This is a genomic window from Citrobacter sedlakii (assembly GCF_018128425.1).
In the GTDB taxonomy this organism is placed as follows: Bacteria; Pseudomonadota; Gammaproteobacteria; order Enterobacterales; family Enterobacteriaceae; genus Citrobacter_A; species Citrobacter_A sedlakii.
In genome coordinates, this window is sequence record NZ_CP071070.1 from 1631456 (window position 1) to 1648934 (window position 17479).

Here is a 17479-nt window from a genome sequence, read left to right on the forward strand (position 1 = left end):
TTTAATATCTTAGCCAACATAATAATGACGTAGTTGTAATGCGGTTTTTATTGTCGTTCACCCCGCCTGGGGGAGCGTCGTTTATGGAAGGGCGATGCCATGGTTGATCTATCCCGTCGAGGCATACTGACAGGCAGTTGGCGCAGCGCCAATAGCGGGATCCGTCCGCCGTGGAGCAGGGAAGAATCTCATTTTCTGTCTCATTGCACCCGCTGCGATGCCTGTGTCCAGGCGTGTGAAAACGACGTCCTGCAACGCGGCGCGGGCGGCTATCCGAGCGTTAATTTCAAACAAAACGAATGCAGCTTCTGCTATGCGTGCGCGCAGGCCTGCCCCGAATCTCTCTTTCTTCCGCGCCACACCAGGGCATGGGATCTGATTTTCACTCTCGGGCAAGGCTGTCTGGCGTACCAGTCGGTAGAATGCCGCCGCTGTCAGGATAGCTGCGAGCCTCAGGCGATTACCTTTCGCCCGACGCTGTCCGGCATATATCAACCGCAGCTCGACAATCTGGCCTGTAACGGATGCGGCGCGTGTGCCGCCAGTTGTCCGGTGTCAGCCATTACCGCGGAGTACAACCATGCACACTAACTGGCAGGTCTGCAGCCTGATTGTTCAGGCCAAAGGCGAACATTTACAGGATATCAGCGCGCGGGTGAACGCCTTTTCGGGTTGCGAAGTGGCGGTCAGTGACACCGAAAGCGGTCAGCTGATTGTGGTCGTCGAAGCAGAACACAGTGAAACGCTGATGCAAACAATTGAGTCGGTACGCAACGTTGCGGGCGTGCTGGCGGTGTCGCTGGTTTATCACCAGCAGGAAGAGCAAGGTGAGGAAACACCATGAAACTCAGTCGTCGTAGCTTTATGAAAGCTAACGCCGTTGCGGCCGCTGCGGCGGCTGCCGGGCTAAGCGTGCCGGGCGTCGCCCGCGCAGTTGTGGGTCAGCAGGAAGCCATTAAATGGGATAAAGCGCCCTGCCGTTTTTGCGGTACGGGCTGTGGCGTTCTGGTGGGAACCCAGCAGGGGCGTATCGTCGCCTGTCAGGGCGACCCGGACGCGCCGGTTAACCGTGGTCTGAACTGCATCAAGGGCTACTTTCTGCCCAAAATCATGTACGGCGATGATCGTTTAACGCAGCCGTTGCTGCGCATGAAAGACGGAAAATACAGCAAAGACGGCGAATTTACGCCGATCAGCTGGGATCAGGCTTTCGACGTGATGGAAGAGAAATTCAAAGCCTCACTGAAAGAGAAAGGCCCGGAGTCTATCGGTATGTTTGGTTCCGGTCAGTGGACCATCTGGGAAGGCTACGCTGCGGCGAAACTGTTTAAAGCCGGTTTCCGTTCAAACAACATCGATCCAAACGCCCGCCATTGTATGGCGTCGGCGGTGGTAGGGTTTATGCGTACCTTCGGGATGGACGAACCGATGGGCTGCTATGACGACATTGAGCACACCGACGCTTTCGTGCTGTGGGGCGCCAACATGGCGGAGATGCACCCGATCCTCTGGTCACGCATCACCAACCGCCGTCTGTCCGATCCGAACGTGACCGTCGCCGTACTGTCCACCTTCCAGCATCGTAGCTTTGAGCTGGCGGACAATGGCATGATCTTCACCCCGCAGACTGACCTGGTGATCCTCAACTACATCGCGAACTACATCATTCAGAACAACGCGATTAACCAGGATTTCTTCAGTAAACACGTCAACGTGCGCAAAGGGGTGACCGATATTGGTTACGGCCTGCGTCCGACCCATCCGCTGGAGAAAGCGGCGAAGAACCCCGGCTCCGACGCCTCTGAGCCGATGAGCTTTGAAGATTACAAAGCCTTTGTCGCTGAATACACGCTGGACAAGACCGCCGAAATGACCGGCGTGCCCAAAGATCAGCTGGAAAAACTGGCGCAGCTGTATGCCGATCCGAATAAAAAAGTGATCTCCTACTGGACGATGGGCTTCAACCAGCATACCCGCGGCGTATGGGCCAACAACCTGGTGTACAACATTCACCTGTTGACCGGCAAAATCGCCCAGCCGGGTTGCGGACCGTTCTCGCTGACCGGTCAGCCTTCCGCCTGCGGCACCGCGCGTGAAGTGGGGACGTTCTCCCACCGTCTGCCGGCGGACATGGTGGTGACCAACGAAAAACACCGCGATATCTGTGAGAAGCACTGGAATATCCCGGCGGGGACGATTCCGGCGAAGGTGGGGCTTCACGCTGTCGCTCAGGACCGGGCGTTGAAAGACGGTAAGCTTAACGTCTACTGGACAATGTGTACCAACAATATGCAGGCCGGTCCGAACATCAATGAAGAGCGTATGCCTGGCTGGCGCGATCCGCGCAACTTTATCATTGTCTCCGATCCGTATCCGACCGTCAGTGCGCTGGCCGCCGACCTGATCCTGCCCACTGCGATGTGGGTGGAAAAAGAGGGGGCTTACGGCAACGCCGAGCGTCGCACCCAGTTCTGGCGTCAGCAAATTAAAGCGCCGGGAGAGGCCAAATCCGACCTGTGGCAACTGGTGCAGTTCTCGCGCCGTTTCAAAACCGAGGAGGTGTGGCCGGAAGAACTGCTGGCGAAGAAACCGGAACTGCGCGGTAAAACGCTGTACGACGTGCTGTTTGCCACCCCGGCGGTCACGAAGTTCCCGGTGGCGGAGCTGAAAGAGGATCAGCTTAACGATGAGTCCCGCGAGCTGGGCTTCTATCTGCAAAAAGGGCTGTTCGAAGAATACGCGTGGTTTGGACGCGGTCACGGTCACGATCTTGCCCCATTCGACGATTATCACAAGGCGCGGGGGCTGCGCTGGCCGGTAGTGGACGGCAAAGAGACGCAGTGGCGCTACAGCGAAGGCCATGACCCGTACGTGAAGGCGGGCGAGGGCTACAAATTCTATGGCAAGCCAGACGGCAAAGCGGTGATCTTCGCGCTGCCGTTTGAGCCAGCCGCCGAATCGCCTGACAAAGACTATGACCTGTGGCTCTCAACCGGCCGCGTACTGGAGCACTGGCATACCGGCAGTATGACCCGCCGCGTGCCGGAATTGCACCGCGCGTTCCCGGAAGCGGTGCTGTTTATCCATCCGTTGGATGCGAAAGCCCGCGATCTGCGTCGTGGCGACAAAGTGAAGGTGATCTCCCGTCGTGGCGAGGTTGTTTCGATTGTCGAAACCCGTGGACGTAACCGTCCGCCGCAGGGGCTGGTGTACATGCCGTTCTTCGACGCCGCGCAGCTGGTGAACAACCTGACGCTGGATGCGACGGATCCGCTCTCTAAAGAGACGGATTTCAAGAAGTGCGCCGTGAAACTGGCGAAGGTGTAAGCCATCATGTCCCGGTCAGCGAAACCGCAAAATGGCCGCCGCCGCTTTCTGCGCGACGTGGTTCGCACAGCGGGCGGGCTGGCAGCTGTAGGCGTGGCGCTGGGGCTGCAACAGCAGACCGCGCGAGCCACAGGCGTGCGGCTGCGCCCGCCCGGCGCGCTGAGCGAAAACGCGTTCGCCAGCGCCTGCGTGCGCTGCGGGCAGTGCGTACAGGCGTGTCCGTACGACACCTTAAAGCTGGCGACGCTGGCGTCGGGTTTGTCGGCGGGAACACCCTATTTTGTTGCCCGCGATATTCCCTGCGAAATGTGCGAAGACATTCCGTGCGCCAGGGTCTGCCCCAGTGGAGCGCTGGATAAAGACATCGAATCCATTGATGACTCGCGCATGGGGCTGGCGGTGCTGTTGGATCAGGAAAACTGCCTGAACTTTCAGGGACTGCGTTGCGACGTCTGTTATCGCGAGTGCCCGAAAATCGACGAGGCCATCACGCTGGAGCTGGATCGCAATATGCGTACCGGCAAGCATGCGCGATTTCTTCCCACCGTTCACAGCGACGCCTGTACCGGCTGCGGTAAGTGCGAAAAAGTCTGCGTCCTGGAACAGCCCGCCATCAAGGTGCTGCCGCTGTCGTTGGCGAAAGGGGAGTTAGGCCACCATTACCGCTTCGGTTGGCTGGAGGGGAACGATGGCAAATCGTAAACGTGACGCCGGGCGCGAAGCGCTGGCGAAAAAAGGCTGGTGGCGCAGTCACCGTTGGCTGGTGCTTCGCCGCCTCAGCCAGTTTGCGGTGCTGGGCATGTTTCTTAGCGGACCGTGGTTTGGGGTGTGGATCCTGCATGGCAACTACTCCGGTAGCCTGTTGCTGGACACCATCCCGCTGACCGATCCGCTGATGACCCTGCAAAGCCTGGCGAGCGGTCATCTGCCCGCAGCGCTGGCGCTGACCGGGGCGGTGATTATTGCCCTGCTGTACGCCCTGGCAGGAAAGCGATTGTTTTGCAGTTGGGTCTGTCCGCTGAATCCCGTGACCGATTTTGCGGCCTGGCTGCGCAGAAGATTTGACCTGAATCAGTCCGCAACGCTGCCGCGTCATATACGGTACGTGCTGCTGGTTGTGGTCCTGGTTGGATCGGCCCTGACCGGAACGCTGCTGTGGGAATGGATCAACCCCGTCTCCCTGATGGGGCGTAGCCTGGTGATGGGCTTTGGTAGCGGCGCACTGCTGATTATCGCTCTGTTTTTGTTTGATTTACTGGTCGTTGAACACGGCTGGTGCGGACATCTCTGTCCTTTAGGCGCGCTGTATGGCGTACTGGGTAGCAAAGGCGCATTAACCGTTGCGGCGACTGACCGACAGAAATGTAACCGCTGTATGGACTGTTTTCATGTTTGCCCGGAACCGCATGTGCTACGTGCCCCGGTGCTGGATGAGCAAAGCCCGGTGCAGGTCACCAGTCGCGATTGCATGACCTGCGGTCGCTGCGTGGATGTCTGTTCTGAGGATGTATTTACAATAACTACACGATGGAGTTCGGGAGCGAAATCATGAAAAGCCATGACCTGAAGAAAGCGCTGTGTCAATGGACGGCCCTGCTTGCCCTGGTAGTCAGCGGCGCGGTCTGGGCGGCAAACGGAGTGGATTTTAGCCAGTCGCCGGAAGTGTCCGGTACGCAGGAAGGGGCGATTCGCATGCCGAAAGAGCAGGAGCGTATGCCGCTGAATTATGTCAACCAGCCGCCGATGATTCCCCATAGCGTCGAGGGTTATCAGGTGACCACTAACACTAACCGCTGTCTGCAATGCCACGGCGTAGAAAGCTATCGCACCACTGGCGCGCCGCGCATCAGCCCGACGCACTTTATGGACAGCGACGGTAAAGTGCTGGCGGAAGTGGCGCCGCGTCGTTATTTCTGCTTGCAGTGTCACGTCCCGCAGGCCGATGCCGCGCCGATTGTTGGCAACAGCTTTACGCCATCCAAAGGTTACGGAAAATAAGAGGTCGTTATGGAAAATGCTAACCGTAAACCTGGCCGGATTAAGCGCCTCTGGCAATGGTGGCGTCGCCCCAGTCGCCTGGCGCTGGGCACGCTGCTGTTAATCGGGTTCGTTGGCGGCATTATTTTCTGGGGTGGATTCAACACCGGGATGGAAAAAGCCAACACCGAAGCGTTCTGCATCAGCTGCCACGAAATGCGTAACACAGTGTACCAGGAATACATGGAAACCGTGCACTACAACAACCGCAGCGGTGTGCGCGCAACCTGTCCGGACTGCCATGTGCCGCACGAATGGGGACCGAAGATGATCCGCAAGATCAAGGCCAGCAAAGAACTGTATGCCAAAGCGCTCGGCCTGATCGATACGCCGCAGAAATTCGAAGATCATCGTCTCACTATGGCGCAAAACGAATGGCGAAGAATGAAAGACAATAATTCGCAGGAGTGTCGCAATTGTCACAACTTCGAATTCATGGACTTAACTGCCCAAAAAGGCGTCGCGGCGAAAATGCACGACCAGGCGGTGAAAGACGGCCAAACCTGTATTGACTGCCATAAAGGGATTGCCCACAAGCTTCCCGATATGCGCGACGTTAAGCCGGGCTTCTGACGGGATGGTAATGAGTGGGTAGTATGCTTGAAGCCAGAAAGTTGCTCTGCGAACGGGATGAGCGGATCTTATTCAGCGATTTGTCATTCCGGGTCAACGCGGGTGAATGGATACAAATCACCGGGCGCAACGGCGCGGGGAAAACAACCCTGCTGCGGTTGCTGACGGGGCTTGCTCGCCCCGACGCCGGGGAGGTGTGCTGGCAAGGGCAACCGCTGCATCGTGTGCGGGACAGCTACCATCAAAATTTGTTGTGGATTGGACATCAGCCGGGCATAAAAACCCGGCTGACGGCGTTGGAGAACCTGCGCTTTTTCCATCAGGACGGCGACACCGCGCAGTGCCTGGCGGCATTGGCGCAGGCTGGTCTTGCCGGATACGAAGATCTTCCCGTTAATCAACTTTCTGCCGGTCAGCAGCGCCGGGTGGCGTTAGCGCGCTTGTGGTTGACCCACGCCCGGCTGTGGATCCTCGACGAACCTTTTACCGCGATCGATGTGAACGGCGTTGAACGCCTGACGCAGCGTATGGCGCAACATACCGACCAGGGGGGGATGGTTCTCCTCACCACTCACCAGCCGCTGAACGTCGCCGCAGATCGCATTCGTCGCATCGCGCTTAACGCCATGAGGGAAGCGTTATGATGTGGCGTATTTTCCGGCAAGAGCTGCGCGTCGCGTTTCGCCATAGCGCGGAAATCGCCAACCCGCTGTGGTTCTTCCTGATCGTTATTACGCTGTTTCCCCTGAGCATCGGCCCCGAGCCACAGCTGCTGGCGCGTATTGCCCCTGGCATTATCTGGGTCGCCGCACTGCTGGCCTCACTGCTGGCGCTGGAGCGACTGTTTCGCGACGATCTGCAGGACGGCAGCCTTGAACAACTGATGTTGCTGCCGATCCCCCTGCCAGCGGTGGTGCTGGCGAAAGTGCTGGCCCACTGGGTGGTGACGGGCTTACCGCTGTTGATCCTTTCTCCGTTAGTGGCGCTGCTGCTGGGCATGGACATTTACGGCTGGAAAATTATGGCGCTGACGCTCTTGCTGGGAACGCCGACGCTGAGCTTTCTCGGTGCGCCGGGGGTGGGGCTCACGGTCGGGCTGAAGCGCGGCGGCGTGTTGCTGAGCGTGCTGGTGCTGCCCTTGACCATTCCCCTGCTGATTTTTGCGACCGCCGCTATGGACGCGGCGTCAATGCATTTACCGGTCGACGGTTACATGGCGATTTTAGGCGCGCTATTGGCGGGAAGCGCGACGTTGAGTCCGTTTGCGACAGCGGCGGCGTTACGTATCAGCGTGCAGTAGACCGGTACAGGCTGTAGGCCGGAGAAGGCGAAGCCGCCCCCGGCGCCACGGAATTTCATTGGTTTAGAGAGGTCTGGTGACTTATATGTGGAAAACACTTCATCAACTGGCTATGCCCCCACGGCTGTATCAGATCTGCGGCTGGTTCGTCCCGTGGCTGGCCGTCGCCAGCGTCATCGTCCTGGCGACCGGCTGGATTTGGGGATTCGGCTTTGCCCCTGCGGATTATCAACAGGGGCAGAGCTACCGCATTATTTATCTGCACGTTCCGGCGGCGATCTGGTCGATGGGGATATACGCCGCCATGGCGGTAGCGGCGTTTATCGGTCTGGTCTGGCAGTTGAAAATGGCAAACCTGGCGCTGGCCGCGATGGCGCCGATTGGCGCGGTGTTCACCTTTATCGCCTTGGTGACTGGCTCCGCGTGGGGCAAACCCATGTGGGGCACCTGGTGGGTGTGGGACGCGCGGCTGACCTCTGAACTGGTGCTGCTGTTTCTCTATGTCGGCGCCATTGCGCTCTGGCACGCTTTTGACGATCGCAAGATGGCCGGGCGCGCGGCGGGGATCCTGGTGCTGATCGGCGTCGTTAACCTGCCCATCATCCATTACTCCGTGGAGTGGTGGAATACCTTACACCAGGGCTCGACCCGGATGCAGCAAAGCATTGACCCGGCGATGCGTACGCCGCTGCGCCTGGCAATTGTCGGCTATCTGCTGCTGTTTATCACGCTGACGCTGATGCGCATGCGTAACCTGATTCTAATGATGGAAAAACGCCGCCCGTGGGTGAGCGAACTGATTTTAAAAAGGGGCCGCCAATGACCACTGCATTTGCATCCTGGAGTGAATTTTTCGCCATGGGCGGCTACGCCTTTTATGTCTGGCTGGCCGTGGCGATGAGCGTGATTCCGCTGGCAGTATTGGTTGCGCATACCGCTACCCGGCAGCGGGCCATTTTGCGCGAGGTTGCCCAACAGCGGGCGCGTGAAGCGCGGATGCGCGCCGCCCAGACTCAGCAGGAGGCCGCGTGAATATTCGACGTCGAAACCGCTTATGGATAGCCTGCGGTGTGCTGGCAGGGCTGGCGCTGACCATTACGCTGGTGCTGTATGCGCTGCGTTCCAATATCGATCTGTTTTATACCCCCGGCGAGATCCTTTATGGCAAGCGAGAAACCCAGGAGATGCCGGAAGTTGGCCAGCGCCTGCGCGTCGGCGGCATGGTGATGCCCGGCAGCGTGAAGCGCGATCCGGACACCCTGAAGGTTAATTTCAGTATTTATGACGCTGAAGGCGTGGTGGATGTGAGCTACGAAGGCATACTCCCGGATCTGTTCCGTGAAGGGCAGGGCGTCGTGGTGCAGGGGGAACTCGGCGAGAAAAACCATATCCAGGCGAAAGAGGTGCTGGCGAAACATGACGAAAACTACACGCCGCCGGAAGTGGAGAAAGCGATGCAGGAAAACCATCGCCGCCCGGAAAGCGTGTATAAGGATGCGTCGTCATGATGCCTGAAATCGGCAATGCGCTGCTCTGCCTGGCGCTGGGTGTCGCGCTCCTGCTTTCCATATATCCGTTATGGGGCGTGGCGCGTGGCGACGCGCGGATGATGGCCTCGGCGAGACCCTTTGCCTGGCTGCTGTTTATTCTGGTAATAGGCGCATTTTTGGTGCTGGTCAACGCTTTCGTGGTCAATGATTTCACCGTGATTTACGTTGCCAGCAACTCGAATACCCAACTGCCGGTGTGGTACCGGGTTGCCGCGACCTGGGGCGCCCACGAAGGCTCTCTGCTGCTGTGGGTGCTGCTGATGAGCGGCTGGACCTTCGCCGTGGCGCTGTTTTCGCAACGCATGCCGCTGGATATCGTCGCCCGCGTACTGGCGGTAATGGGGATGGTCAGCGTTGGCTTCCTGTTGTTTATACTCTTCACCTCCAACCCGTTTGCCCGCACGCTGCCCGATTTCCCCATTGAAGGGCGCGACCTGAACCCGCTGCTGCAGGATCCGGGGCTTATTTTCCATCCGCCGCTGTTGTATATGGGCTACGTCGGCTTCTCGGTGGCCTTTGCTTTTGCCATTGCCGCGTTGTTGAGTGGCCGTCTGGACAGCACGTTCGCCCGCTTCTCGCGCCCGTGGACGCTCGCGGCGTGGGTGTTCCTGACGCTCGGCATTGTGCTCGGTTCGGCCTGGGCTTACTACGAACTTGGCTGGGGCGGCTGGTGGTTCTGGGACCCGGTAGAAAATGCGTCGTTTATGCCGTGGCTGGTGGGAACGGCGCTGATGCACTCGCTGGCGGTGACTGAACAGCGCGCCAGCTTTAAAGCGTGGACGCTGCTGCTTTCCATCAGCGCCTTTTCGCTCTGTTTGCTCGGCACCTTCCTTGTGCGCTCCGGGGTGCTGGTATCGGTACACGCCTTTGCCTCCGATCCGTCACGCGGTATGTTTATCCTCGCCTTTATGGTGCTGGTGATTGGCGGATCGCTGCTGCTGTTTGCTACCCGGGGGCACAAGGTACGTTCACGGGTGAACAATGCGCTCTGGTCGCGTGAGTCGCTGCTGCTCGGTAACAACGTGCTGCTGATTGCCGCGATGTTAGTGGTGCTGTTAGGGACGCTGCTGCCGCTGGTGCACAAGCAGCTGGGGCTGGGCAGTATTTCCATCGGCGAGCCATTCTTTAATACCATGTTTACCTGGCTGATGGCGCCGTTTGCGCTGCTGCTGGGCATTGGACCGCTGGTTCGCTGGGGGCGGGATCGCCCGCGTAAGCTGCAACGCCTGTTGGTCGTCGCCCTTGTCAGTACGTTGGCGCTCTCTTTCCTGCTGCCGTGGCTGTTTGAGGACAACATCGTCGCGATGACGGTGGTCGGGCTGGTGATGGCCTGCTGGGTGTTCGTGCTGGCGATCGCCGAGGTGGCGCAGCGCGTTACCCGCGGCACGAAAATGACGCCGGGCTACTGGGGGATGGTATTAGGGCACGTTGGCCTGGCGGTGACTATCGTGGGTATCGCGTTTAGCCAGAACTACAGCGTTGAGCGCGATGTACGCATGAAGGCGGGCGATAGCGTTGATATTCATGAATATCGCTTTACCTTCCGCGAAGTGAAAGAGATCACCGGACCAAACTACCGGGGCGGCGTAGCGATTATCGGCGTTACGCGGAACGGGAAGGCGGAAGCGACGCTGCATGCGGAAAAACGTTTTTACAACAGCACCCGTTCGATGATGACGGAAGCGGCAATTGACGGCGGGATCACCCGCGATCTATACGCAGCGCTGGGTGAAGAGCTGGAAAACGGCGCATGGGCGGTACGCCTGTATTACAAACCGTTTATCCGCTGGATTTGGGCGGGCGGGCTGCTGATGGCGCTGGGCGGGCTGTTCTGCCTGTTCGATCCGCGCTACCGCAAGCGCAAGCAACCGCAAAACACGGCGCCGGAGGCAGTATGAAGCGCAACGTACTTTTGATCCCATTGATAATTTTTCTGCTGATTGCGGCGGCGTTGCTGTGGCAGCTGGCGCGTAACGCCGAAGGGGATACGCCAACCAACCTTGAGTCGGCGCTGGTGGGTAAACCGGTGCCCACGTTCCGCCTTGAGTCGCTGGAGAACCCCGGCAAGCACTATGAAGCGGATGTCCTGACCCAGGGCAAACCGGTGCTGCTTAACGTCTGGGCAACATGGTGTCCGACTTGTCGCGCCGAGCATCAGTATCTGAATCAGCTGTCAGCGCAGGGTATTCGCGTGGTGGGTATGAACTATAAAGACGACCGGCAGAAAGCGATCGCCTGGCTGAAAGAATTAGGAAATCCTTATGCCCTGAGCCTGTTTGACGGCGACGGGATGCTGGGACTGGATCTGGGGGTGTATGGCGCGCCGGAAACCTTCCTCATCGACGGTACCGGCATTATTCGCTATCGCCACGCCGGTGATTTGAACGCCCGGGTATGGGAAAGTGAGATCAAGCCGCTGTGGGAGAAGTACAGCAAGGAGGCCGCGCAATGAGGACTCTGTTAGGCGCGCTGATGCTGCTGCTTTCAGCGAACGCGCTGGCCACTATTGATGTCATGCAGTTTAAGGACGAGGCGCAGGAACAACAGTTTCGCCAGCTCACCGAGCAGCTTCGCTGTCCAAAATGCCAGAATAACAGCATTGCCGATTCCAACTCGATGATCGCGACCGATCTGCGCCAGAAGGTATATGAGCTGATGCAGGAAGGAAAAAGCCAGAAAGAGATCGTCGACTACATGGTGGCGCGCTACGGCAATTTTGTGACTTACGATCCGCCGCTGACGCCGCTGACCATCCTGCTGTGGGTGCTTCCTGTCGCGGCGATCGGCGCCGGAGGCTGGATAATTTACGCGCGCTCGCGTCGCCGGGTAAGGGTGAAACAGGACGCTTTTCCTGACGAGCAGCCTGTACAGGCGGGTAAGCGCGCCGGGTTTGGCGCGTATCTGCCGGGCATAGTGATTGCCCTGGCGGTTGGCGGCGTTAGCTATTATCAGACCGGAAACTTTCGTCAGGTACAAATCTGGCAGCAGGCGACGGCGCAAACGCCGGCACTGCTGGAACGTGCGCTGGATCCGAACGCCCAGCCTCTGAATGAAGAGGAGATGACCCGCCTGGCGCTGGGCCTGAGAACCCGCCTGCAGGATGATGCGGCAAATGTGGAAGGCTGGATCATGCTGGGGCGGATTGGCATGGTGTTAGGCAACGCCAGCACCGCGACCGAGGCCTATGCCAACGCGTATCGGCTGGATCCGAAGAACAGCGATGCCGCGCTTGGCTACGCCGAGGCGCTGACTCGTTCTTCCGATCCTGACGATAATCTGCGCGGCGGGGAACTGCTTCGACAGCTGGTGCGCAGCGATCATGCCAATGTTCGGGTACTGAGCATGTATGCCTTTAACGCCTTCGAGCAGCAGCGCTTTGGCGAAGCGGTGGCGGCCTGGGAAATGATGCTGAAACTGTTGCCCGCCAACGATAGCCGCCGCGCGGTTATCGAACGCAGTATTGCGCAGGCGTTACAGCAGCTTTCGCCGCCGAAGGAGTAACCTTACGGCTGCCCGATGGCGTTACGCTTATCGGGCCTGAATGCCTGTGAGCGGTGGTCCGGATAAGACGCGTTGCGTTGTTATCCGGTAGCAGATAGCTGTGTGACTTTATTGCATCCCGCGCGTTTGCAGGAAAAGGATGGTGGCCGCAACGCGCGAACGCACGTTGAGCTTACGCAGCAGATTGCGGATATGCACTTTTACCGTTTGTTCGGAAATGTTCAGCGCCGAGGCGATCTGTTTATTCGACAGCCCCTGCGCCAGTTCGTGCAGAACGTCCAGTTCCCGCTCGGTCAGTACGCTAAAGGGATCGTCCTGCTCGCCGAACAGTTCCCGTTCGCGCAGGTATTCGCTTACCCGTTCACTGAAGACCTGACCGCCGTTAGCGCCCTTGCGAATGGCTTCCAGTAAGACTTCCGGATCGCTGTCCTTCAGCAGATAGCCGTCTGCGCCTGCATCGATCAGCGCATACACATCGCTGGCGGAATCCGACACGGTGAGAATAATAATTTGCGCCGTTACGCCGTCCCGACGCAGGGCGTTAAGGGTATCCAGACCGCTCAGACCTTTCATATTCAGATCGAGCAGGATCAAATCCAGGTCGAGACGGTTCGCCAGATCAATCGCCGTTGCGCCATCGCCCGCTTCGGCAACCACGTCAAATGCGGGGTCCAGTTCCAGTAATTGACGAATACCGCGCCGCATAAGGGGGTGGTCGTCTACAACCAGCACCTGAAAAGGCGTTGCTTCAGGCATAGTTATCTCCCGAGATTTTCTTAGCATCATTATTGTTATTAGCGCATAAATCGTCCAGATTCATCGCGTCGAAAAGCAGGGTAATTTTACCCCAATTTACGCATGGGTAAGTAGTAAAACCGTGGGGAAATAAGGTCTGCCTCCCACAGATGCGGGAGGCGAAAGCTCAGGGGTGCAACGAGAGAGTCGTGACGTCGCCTGCAGGAATGGCGGTATAGTACCAATATTCGTCATTGATCTGCGCAGACGCAAAGCCGCTTAACGGCAGGTCTCTCTCTTTTGCGTTCACCGAGATATGCAGTGTGCCGGTTACGGGACGAGAGCTGACCAGCATCACGTCGCCATCGCGATTGTAGTGCGCCACCACCCCTCCAGGTAACGACATCATTTTGCCGGATGCCAGTACGGAGTAATCGAAATGAACTTTTTTCTTTTCGACACTTCCGGCGCCGAAATAGCGGCCATAGATTTGCGGATCGTGGAAGAAACCGAAATGGCCGCCGCTGTTTTGCATTTTGAGGAAATGAAAGTCCGGGACAGTAAAGTCACGCTGGTGGCGGCTCAACTGTGTGTGGATGATATTCACCCGTACCTGATCCTGCTGGTAAACGCGGGTATAGGCCGCATACATCAGCGAGAACGACCAGACGAATACGCCTGCCATGAGTCCCGTGATGGCGTAAACGCCAATCCTGACGCCTTTACTGGTGTAAATAACCAACTCTTTAAGCAGAAAAGAGAGCGCTAGCAGGAAAAACAGGAATGTCGACATCATTACCCGGTCCGGATAAGACGGGGAGGCCACCATAATAAAAGAGGTGCCCAGCCCGACCAGCAGCATCAACACAACCATGGCGAGATTGCCGCTTTTAACGCGCGGGCCGTTGCGTCTGGCGAAATACAGAATCACCGCCAGCAGAACCAGCACGACGTAGGCGATCCAAACCAGCGCTAAATGGCTGAAGAAACGATCGCTCAGGTGAATGACGAGGCGCTCAATAATCGATTTCTCATACCAGACTTTATGCGCCCCCTGTGCGCGAATAAAATTACCCGGAGAAAAGATCAGAATAGCCGCGCCCGCCAGGGCAGATAAAAAATAGGCAACTTTGTTGCCGTACAGACGCTTGTCCTGCCAGAGATCGTAAATGATGGCCAGCAGCGCCAGGCCAACCACAAACGGCGCAACACTTTCGTTAGAGCAGCCTGCCAGCACCCCCAGCAGTAGCATGACGACACGCGTGTTTTTTTCCCGCCGCATCTGGATGCGGTACAGGTTCCACAGCCAGGCGGCGACAAACAGATTGGTCCACAGATAATTGGCGCTGCCGACAACCCAGAATACGGTCTGTCCTATATTGGGATTGGCGACCCAGAACGTCAGAAAAATAAGGGTGAAGGTTACCGCGTCATATTTCTTCCACTTCAGCGTGCCGTCGGGCGTTTTGACAATCAAATAGCAGAACGCGACCACGGCGAGCCCGGTCATCATCGAGATAAAAATACGTGATTCCGAGGCCAGCAAAAGCGCGCTGGTGTAGTCAGCGACCAGGCGTCCGCTCCAGGTTAAATAGTGATGCAGATGGGCATCAAATGAGAGGCCAATTAAGGCGTAGCGATAATCATCAGAATGAATTGGGGTATACCATTCAAGGATGAAAACGGCAAAAAAAGCGACAAGAATGATGCTTTTATTAACATACTTAACCATCAGCTATCCTTTCCTGAATTCTGTTCCACAGTGTGTCGTTTTTTGAGCAAGTAACGAGGACGTTGCTTGGTCTCAATGTAAATCCGCCCTATGTATTCCCCCAGTACGCCAATGCCAATCAACTGGACGCCGCCTAAAAACAGGATCGATACAATCAGCGAGGCATAGCCACGAACCGGATTCCCCCACAGGAGAGTGTCAATAAGCATTCCCGCGCCGTAGGTGAATGAGATAAGCGCAACGGCGAGGCCAATATAGGTCCAGATACGCAGGGGGAACGTCGAGAATGAGGTGATTCCCTCCAGCGCGAGGTTCCAGAGCTTCCAGCCGTTGAATTTGCTTTTTCCGGCACAGCGATTCGCCCGGGCGTAAAGCACCACCTCCGTTTTGCCGCCTACCCAGGATAAAATGCCTTTCATAAACAGGTTACGTTCCGGCATCTGCTTGATGTTTTCCACCACTTCCCGACTCATCAGCCGAAAATCGCCAACGTTTTCTTCGATGTGCGGCGTGCTGATTTTATTGTGCAGCGCATAAAACCATGCGGCGGTTTTGCGCTTCAGTCGACCGTCCACCGAGCGGTCTGAACGTTTTGCCAGCACAATGTCCGCACCGTCCTGCCACTTACGGATGAGGTGCGGGATCACTTCTACCGGATCCTGAAGATCGACATCAATAGGGATCACCGCATCGCCCGTCGCGTTATCAAGTCCGGCGAACAGGGCGGGTTCCTTACCGAAATTTCTCGTTAACGACAACGCGACAACCAGCGGGTCGGCAACCGCCAGCGCAGTAACGATCGACTCCGTTGCATCGGTACTGCCATCGTTGATAAAGACAATTTCGACGTCATACGCTTTTAGCGCGTCATATTCGCGCACCGTTTTGTAAAAGATGCCGATGGTCTCTTCTTCGTTGAAAACCGGAACGACCAGCGAGATTTTCATTGAACGTCCTTAAACACAATCAGTCTGGAATAGATAAACCCGCAGATGAGGCTAATTGCTGAGAAAGCGACCAGCGTAACGAGAGGGGGCAGGCCGCACCGTTCGGCCGCCCAGCCGGTCAGGAAACTCAGCAACCCCATAAAACCGACGTAAAGGAAATAGCGCCGTGGCGTAGTGGTTTGCCGGAAGGTAAACCGGGCGTTGGCATAAAAGGAGAAGCTCACCGCGAGGCTGAAGCCAAGAAAATTGGCCAGCGCCTGGTGGATATGAAAGGCGTAAACGCAGACCGCGAAAACCAGCCAGTGGATCAAGGTGTTGATCACGCCTACGGATGTGTACTTAATAAAGTAATGCCACATTATCAAAGAAGTCGGTTATGCAAAGGCGGAAGTGTAACATTATTTTCTACCGCTGCCCGAGTCTGAAATGCCTTTGACCGGCAAAAGTGTGCTGACAAACCGCATTCACCTCCCCTGGCGTACATCTGCGGGTTTTGTCCTGAGCCTGTTACGCATCCTGCCTGCGGTTTGTCGAAAACATGATGGCGCGGGACCTACCCTGAAGTCCTGCGGGAATTCTGCCGATAGTGTAAATTTATATCCCGCCTGTTGGTTCCACGCATTGTGTTTATCGCGGAGCAGATCGTTTTATTGTGGAAGGCTAAGCGTATTCTCCAGGAATTTTCATTGCCTGTCGCATGCCGGGCATGATTTTCAGAAAAAAACAGTGCGGACAGCGCATTTATAGTTCATTTCACAACAGGTGAACTGAAAAAAAGTTTTTTGACCTGATGTCGAGGCGAATACAGGTGGGTTTGACTTATTTTCTGTTCGGTTATTCGTTTTATAAATGCTTGCTATTCGAATTATTAAAGTTATGCATAAGGAATTGTCTTAGATAATCGCTCCCGTCGTCTCTCATTTGCGAAGCATCACTGCTGCTTTTTTTTGCTGAAACTCATATTGTTATGAAAAAGCAAATCCTGACTCCCTGTAAATAATGATCTAAGTCAATAAATAACAAAAATTCAAGCATATCTCTGCTATTTAACTGGTGGGCAGAGATTTCCCCTGTCTTTCATGTGAATTATCGGTCAAAATTTTGTAATGAAGGTGGTTGAGTAGCGATCTCTGTTGTTTGAATTTAGAGGAAAATTCTTAAGTATAGTCTAAAGATGGACTTAAGATCTGATTAATTGATCTGACATGGTGTTTTGTACTAACATGCTTTTGTAAAGAAATGCCGTTTCATTAACAATCATTCCTTAAGGAAAGGGACTACTATGGCTGATTCATTCCAGAATGAAGTGCCGAAGGCACGTATAAATCTCAGGCTGGCGCTGCATACAGGTGGCGCGCAGAAAAAAGTCGAACTGCCGCTGAAACTGCTCACCGTCGGTGATTTCAGTAATGGCAAAGAAACCCGCCCATTATCTGAAAGAGAAAAAATCAACGTCAATAAAAATAACTTCAACAGCGTACTTTCAGAATTTAACCCGGAAGTAAACCTCACCGTCGAGAATACGCTGGCGGGCGATGGCTCTGAAGATAATGTGAAGCTGAGCTTTTCCGATATTAAAGATTTCGAACCGGAACAGGTTGCCCGTCAAATCCCTCAGCTTCGCGCCATGCTGGCAATGCGTAATTTATTACGCGACCTCAAGTCCAATCTTCTTGATAACGTCACTTTCAGAAAAGAACTCGAGAAAATTCTCAAAGACCCGGCGCTGTCTCAGGAATTACGCGACGAAATGAGTGCACTGGCCCCGAAATAACGG

The 17479-nt window shown here is 56.2% G+C and carries 20 protein-coding genes; 16 read left to right on the plus strand and 4 right to left on the minus strand.

What is annotated here, in order from left to right:
* Positions 1 to 99 precede the first annotated feature (99 nt).
* The 15 genes from napF to JY391_RS07795 all read left to right on the plus strand — a co-directional run bounded on the left by napF (position 100) and on the right by JY391_RS07795 (position 12288).
* Positions 100 to 591 (plus strand): ferredoxin-type protein NapF, encoded by a 492-nt coding sequence (napF, locus tag JY391_RS07725; protein WP_042290548.1) that lies wholly within the window; start codon positions 100 to 102, stop codon positions 589 to 591.
* The gene (gene napD / locus JY391_RS07730; RefSeq protein WP_042290545.1) at positions 581 to 844 is read left to right on the plus strand and encodes a chaperone NapD; all 264 of its coding nucleotides are present in this window, start codon (positions 581 to 583) and stop codon (positions 842 to 844) included. The genes napF and napD overlap by 11 nt, the downstream gene beginning before the upstream one ends.
* Positions 841 to 3327, plus strand: coding sequence for a nitrate reductase catalytic subunit NapA (gene napA, locus JY391_RS07735; protein WP_211935500.1), 2487 nt, complete (start codon positions 841 to 843; stop codon positions 3325 to 3327). The genes napD and napA overlap by 4 nt, the downstream gene beginning before the upstream one ends.
* A 6-nt stretch (positions 3328 to 3333) precedes the next feature.
* Positions 3334 to 4029, plus strand: a complete 696-nt coding sequence (gene napG, locus JY391_RS07740) for a ferredoxin-type protein NapG (protein ID WP_060570143.1) — start codon at positions 3334 to 3336, stop codon at positions 4027 to 4029.
* Positions 4016 to 4879: a quinol dehydrogenase ferredoxin subunit NapH gene (gene napH / locus JY391_RS07745; RefSeq protein ID WP_181822861.1), complete on the plus strand. Its 864-nt coding sequence runs from the start codon at positions 4016 to 4018 to the stop codon at positions 4877 to 4879. The genes napG and napH overlap by 14 nt, the downstream gene beginning before the upstream one ends.
* Complete coding sequence (gene napB / locus JY391_RS07750) at positions 4876 to 5325, plus strand: nitrate reductase cytochrome c-type subunit (RefSeq protein ID WP_042290535.1); 450 nt, start codon at positions 4876 to 4878, stop codon at positions 5323 to 5325. The genes napH and napB overlap by 4 nt, the downstream gene beginning before the upstream one ends.
* Before the next feature lie 9 nt (positions 5326 to 5334).
* On the plus strand, positions 5335 to 5937 hold the full coding sequence (napC, locus tag JY391_RS07755; protein ID WP_042290532.1) for a cytochrome c-type protein NapC: 603 nt from the start codon (positions 5335 to 5337) through the stop codon (positions 5935 to 5937).
* 23 nt (positions 5938 to 5960) lie between these two features.
* The gene (gene ccmA / locus JY391_RS07760) at positions 5961 to 6581 is read left to right on the plus strand and encodes a cytochrome c biogenesis heme-transporting ATPase CcmA (RefSeq protein ID WP_199956670.1); all 621 of its coding nucleotides are present in this window, start codon (positions 5961 to 5963) and stop codon (positions 6579 to 6581) included.
* Positions 6578 to 7237, plus strand: a complete 660-nt coding sequence (gene ccmB / locus JY391_RS07765) for a heme exporter protein CcmB (RefSeq protein ID WP_211935501.1) — start codon at positions 6578 to 6580, stop codon at positions 7235 to 7237. Before ccmA ends, ccmB begins: the two co-directional genes overlap by 4 nt.
* Before the next feature lie 85 nt (positions 7238 to 7322).
* Positions 7323 to 8060 (plus strand): heme ABC transporter permease, encoded by a 738-nt coding sequence (locus JY391_RS07770; RefSeq protein ID WP_042290523.1) that lies wholly within the window; start codon positions 7323 to 7325, stop codon positions 8058 to 8060.
* Positions 8057 to 8269: a heme exporter protein CcmD gene (ccmD, locus tag JY391_RS07775; protein ID WP_042290520.1), complete on the plus strand. Its 213-nt coding sequence runs from the start codon at positions 8057 to 8059 to the stop codon at positions 8267 to 8269. The genes JY391_RS07770 and ccmD overlap by 4 nt, the downstream gene beginning before the upstream one ends.
* Positions 8266 to 8745, plus strand: a complete 480-nt coding sequence (gene ccmE / locus JY391_RS07780) for a cytochrome c maturation protein CcmE (protein WP_042290518.1) — start codon at positions 8266 to 8268, stop codon at positions 8743 to 8745. The genes ccmD and ccmE overlap by 4 nt, the downstream gene beginning before the upstream one ends.
* The gene (locus tag JY391_RS07785) at positions 8742 to 10685 is read left to right on the plus strand and encodes a heme lyase CcmF/NrfE family subunit (RefSeq protein ID WP_211935502.1); all 1944 of its coding nucleotides are present in this window, start codon (positions 8742 to 8744) and stop codon (positions 10683 to 10685) included. Before ccmE ends, JY391_RS07785 begins: the two co-directional genes overlap by 4 nt.
* On the plus strand, positions 10682 to 11239 hold the full coding sequence (dsbE, locus tag JY391_RS07790) for a thiol:disulfide interchange protein DsbE (protein WP_200034537.1): 558 nt from the start codon (positions 10682 to 10684) through the stop codon (positions 11237 to 11239). The genes JY391_RS07785 and dsbE overlap by 4 nt, the downstream gene beginning before the upstream one ends.
* Complete coding sequence (locus tag JY391_RS07795) at positions 11236 to 12288, plus strand: cytochrome c-type biogenesis protein CcmH (protein ID WP_211935503.1); 1053 nt, start codon at positions 11236 to 11238, stop codon at positions 12286 to 12288. The genes dsbE and JY391_RS07795 overlap by 4 nt, the downstream gene beginning before the upstream one ends.
* 108 nt (positions 12289 to 12396) lie before the next feature.
* Here JY391_RS07795 and narP read toward each other — a convergent pair whose 3' ends face one another.
* The 4 genes from narP to JY391_RS07815 form a co-directional block, all read right to left on the minus strand.
* On the minus strand, positions 12397 to 13044 hold the full coding sequence (narP, locus tag JY391_RS07800; RefSeq protein ID WP_042290506.1) for a nitrate/nitrite response regulator protein NarP: 648 nt from the start codon (positions 13042 to 13044) through the stop codon (positions 12397 to 12399).
* A gap of 166 nt (positions 13045 to 13210) precedes the next feature.
* Positions 13211 to 14755 carry a DUF6056 family protein gene (locus JY391_RS07805; protein WP_211935504.1) on the minus strand — a complete coding sequence of 515 codons (1545 nt, stop codon included), beginning with the start codon at positions 14753 to 14755 and terminating at the stop codon, positions 13211 to 13213.
* Positions 14755 to 15702, minus strand: a complete 948-nt coding sequence (locus JY391_RS07810) for a glycosyltransferase family 2 protein (protein ID WP_042290502.1) — start codon at positions 15700 to 15702, stop codon at positions 14755 to 14757. The genes JY391_RS07805 and JY391_RS07810 overlap by 1 nt, the downstream gene beginning before the upstream one ends.
* Entirely contained in the window at positions 15699 to 16061 is a 363-nt protein-coding gene (locus tag JY391_RS07815) for a GtrA family protein (protein ID WP_181822868.1), read from the minus strand. The genes JY391_RS07810 and JY391_RS07815 overlap by 4 nt, the downstream gene beginning before the upstream one ends.
* Positions 16062 to 16984: 923 nt before the next feature.
* On the opposite strand from JY391_RS07815, the gene tssB reads away from it, so the two are divergent.
* Entirely contained in the window at positions 16985 to 17476 is a 492-nt protein-coding gene (gene tssB / locus JY391_RS07820; protein WP_211935505.1) for a type VI secretion system contractile sheath small subunit, read from the plus strand.
* Positions 17477 to 17479 lie beyond the last annotated feature (3 nt).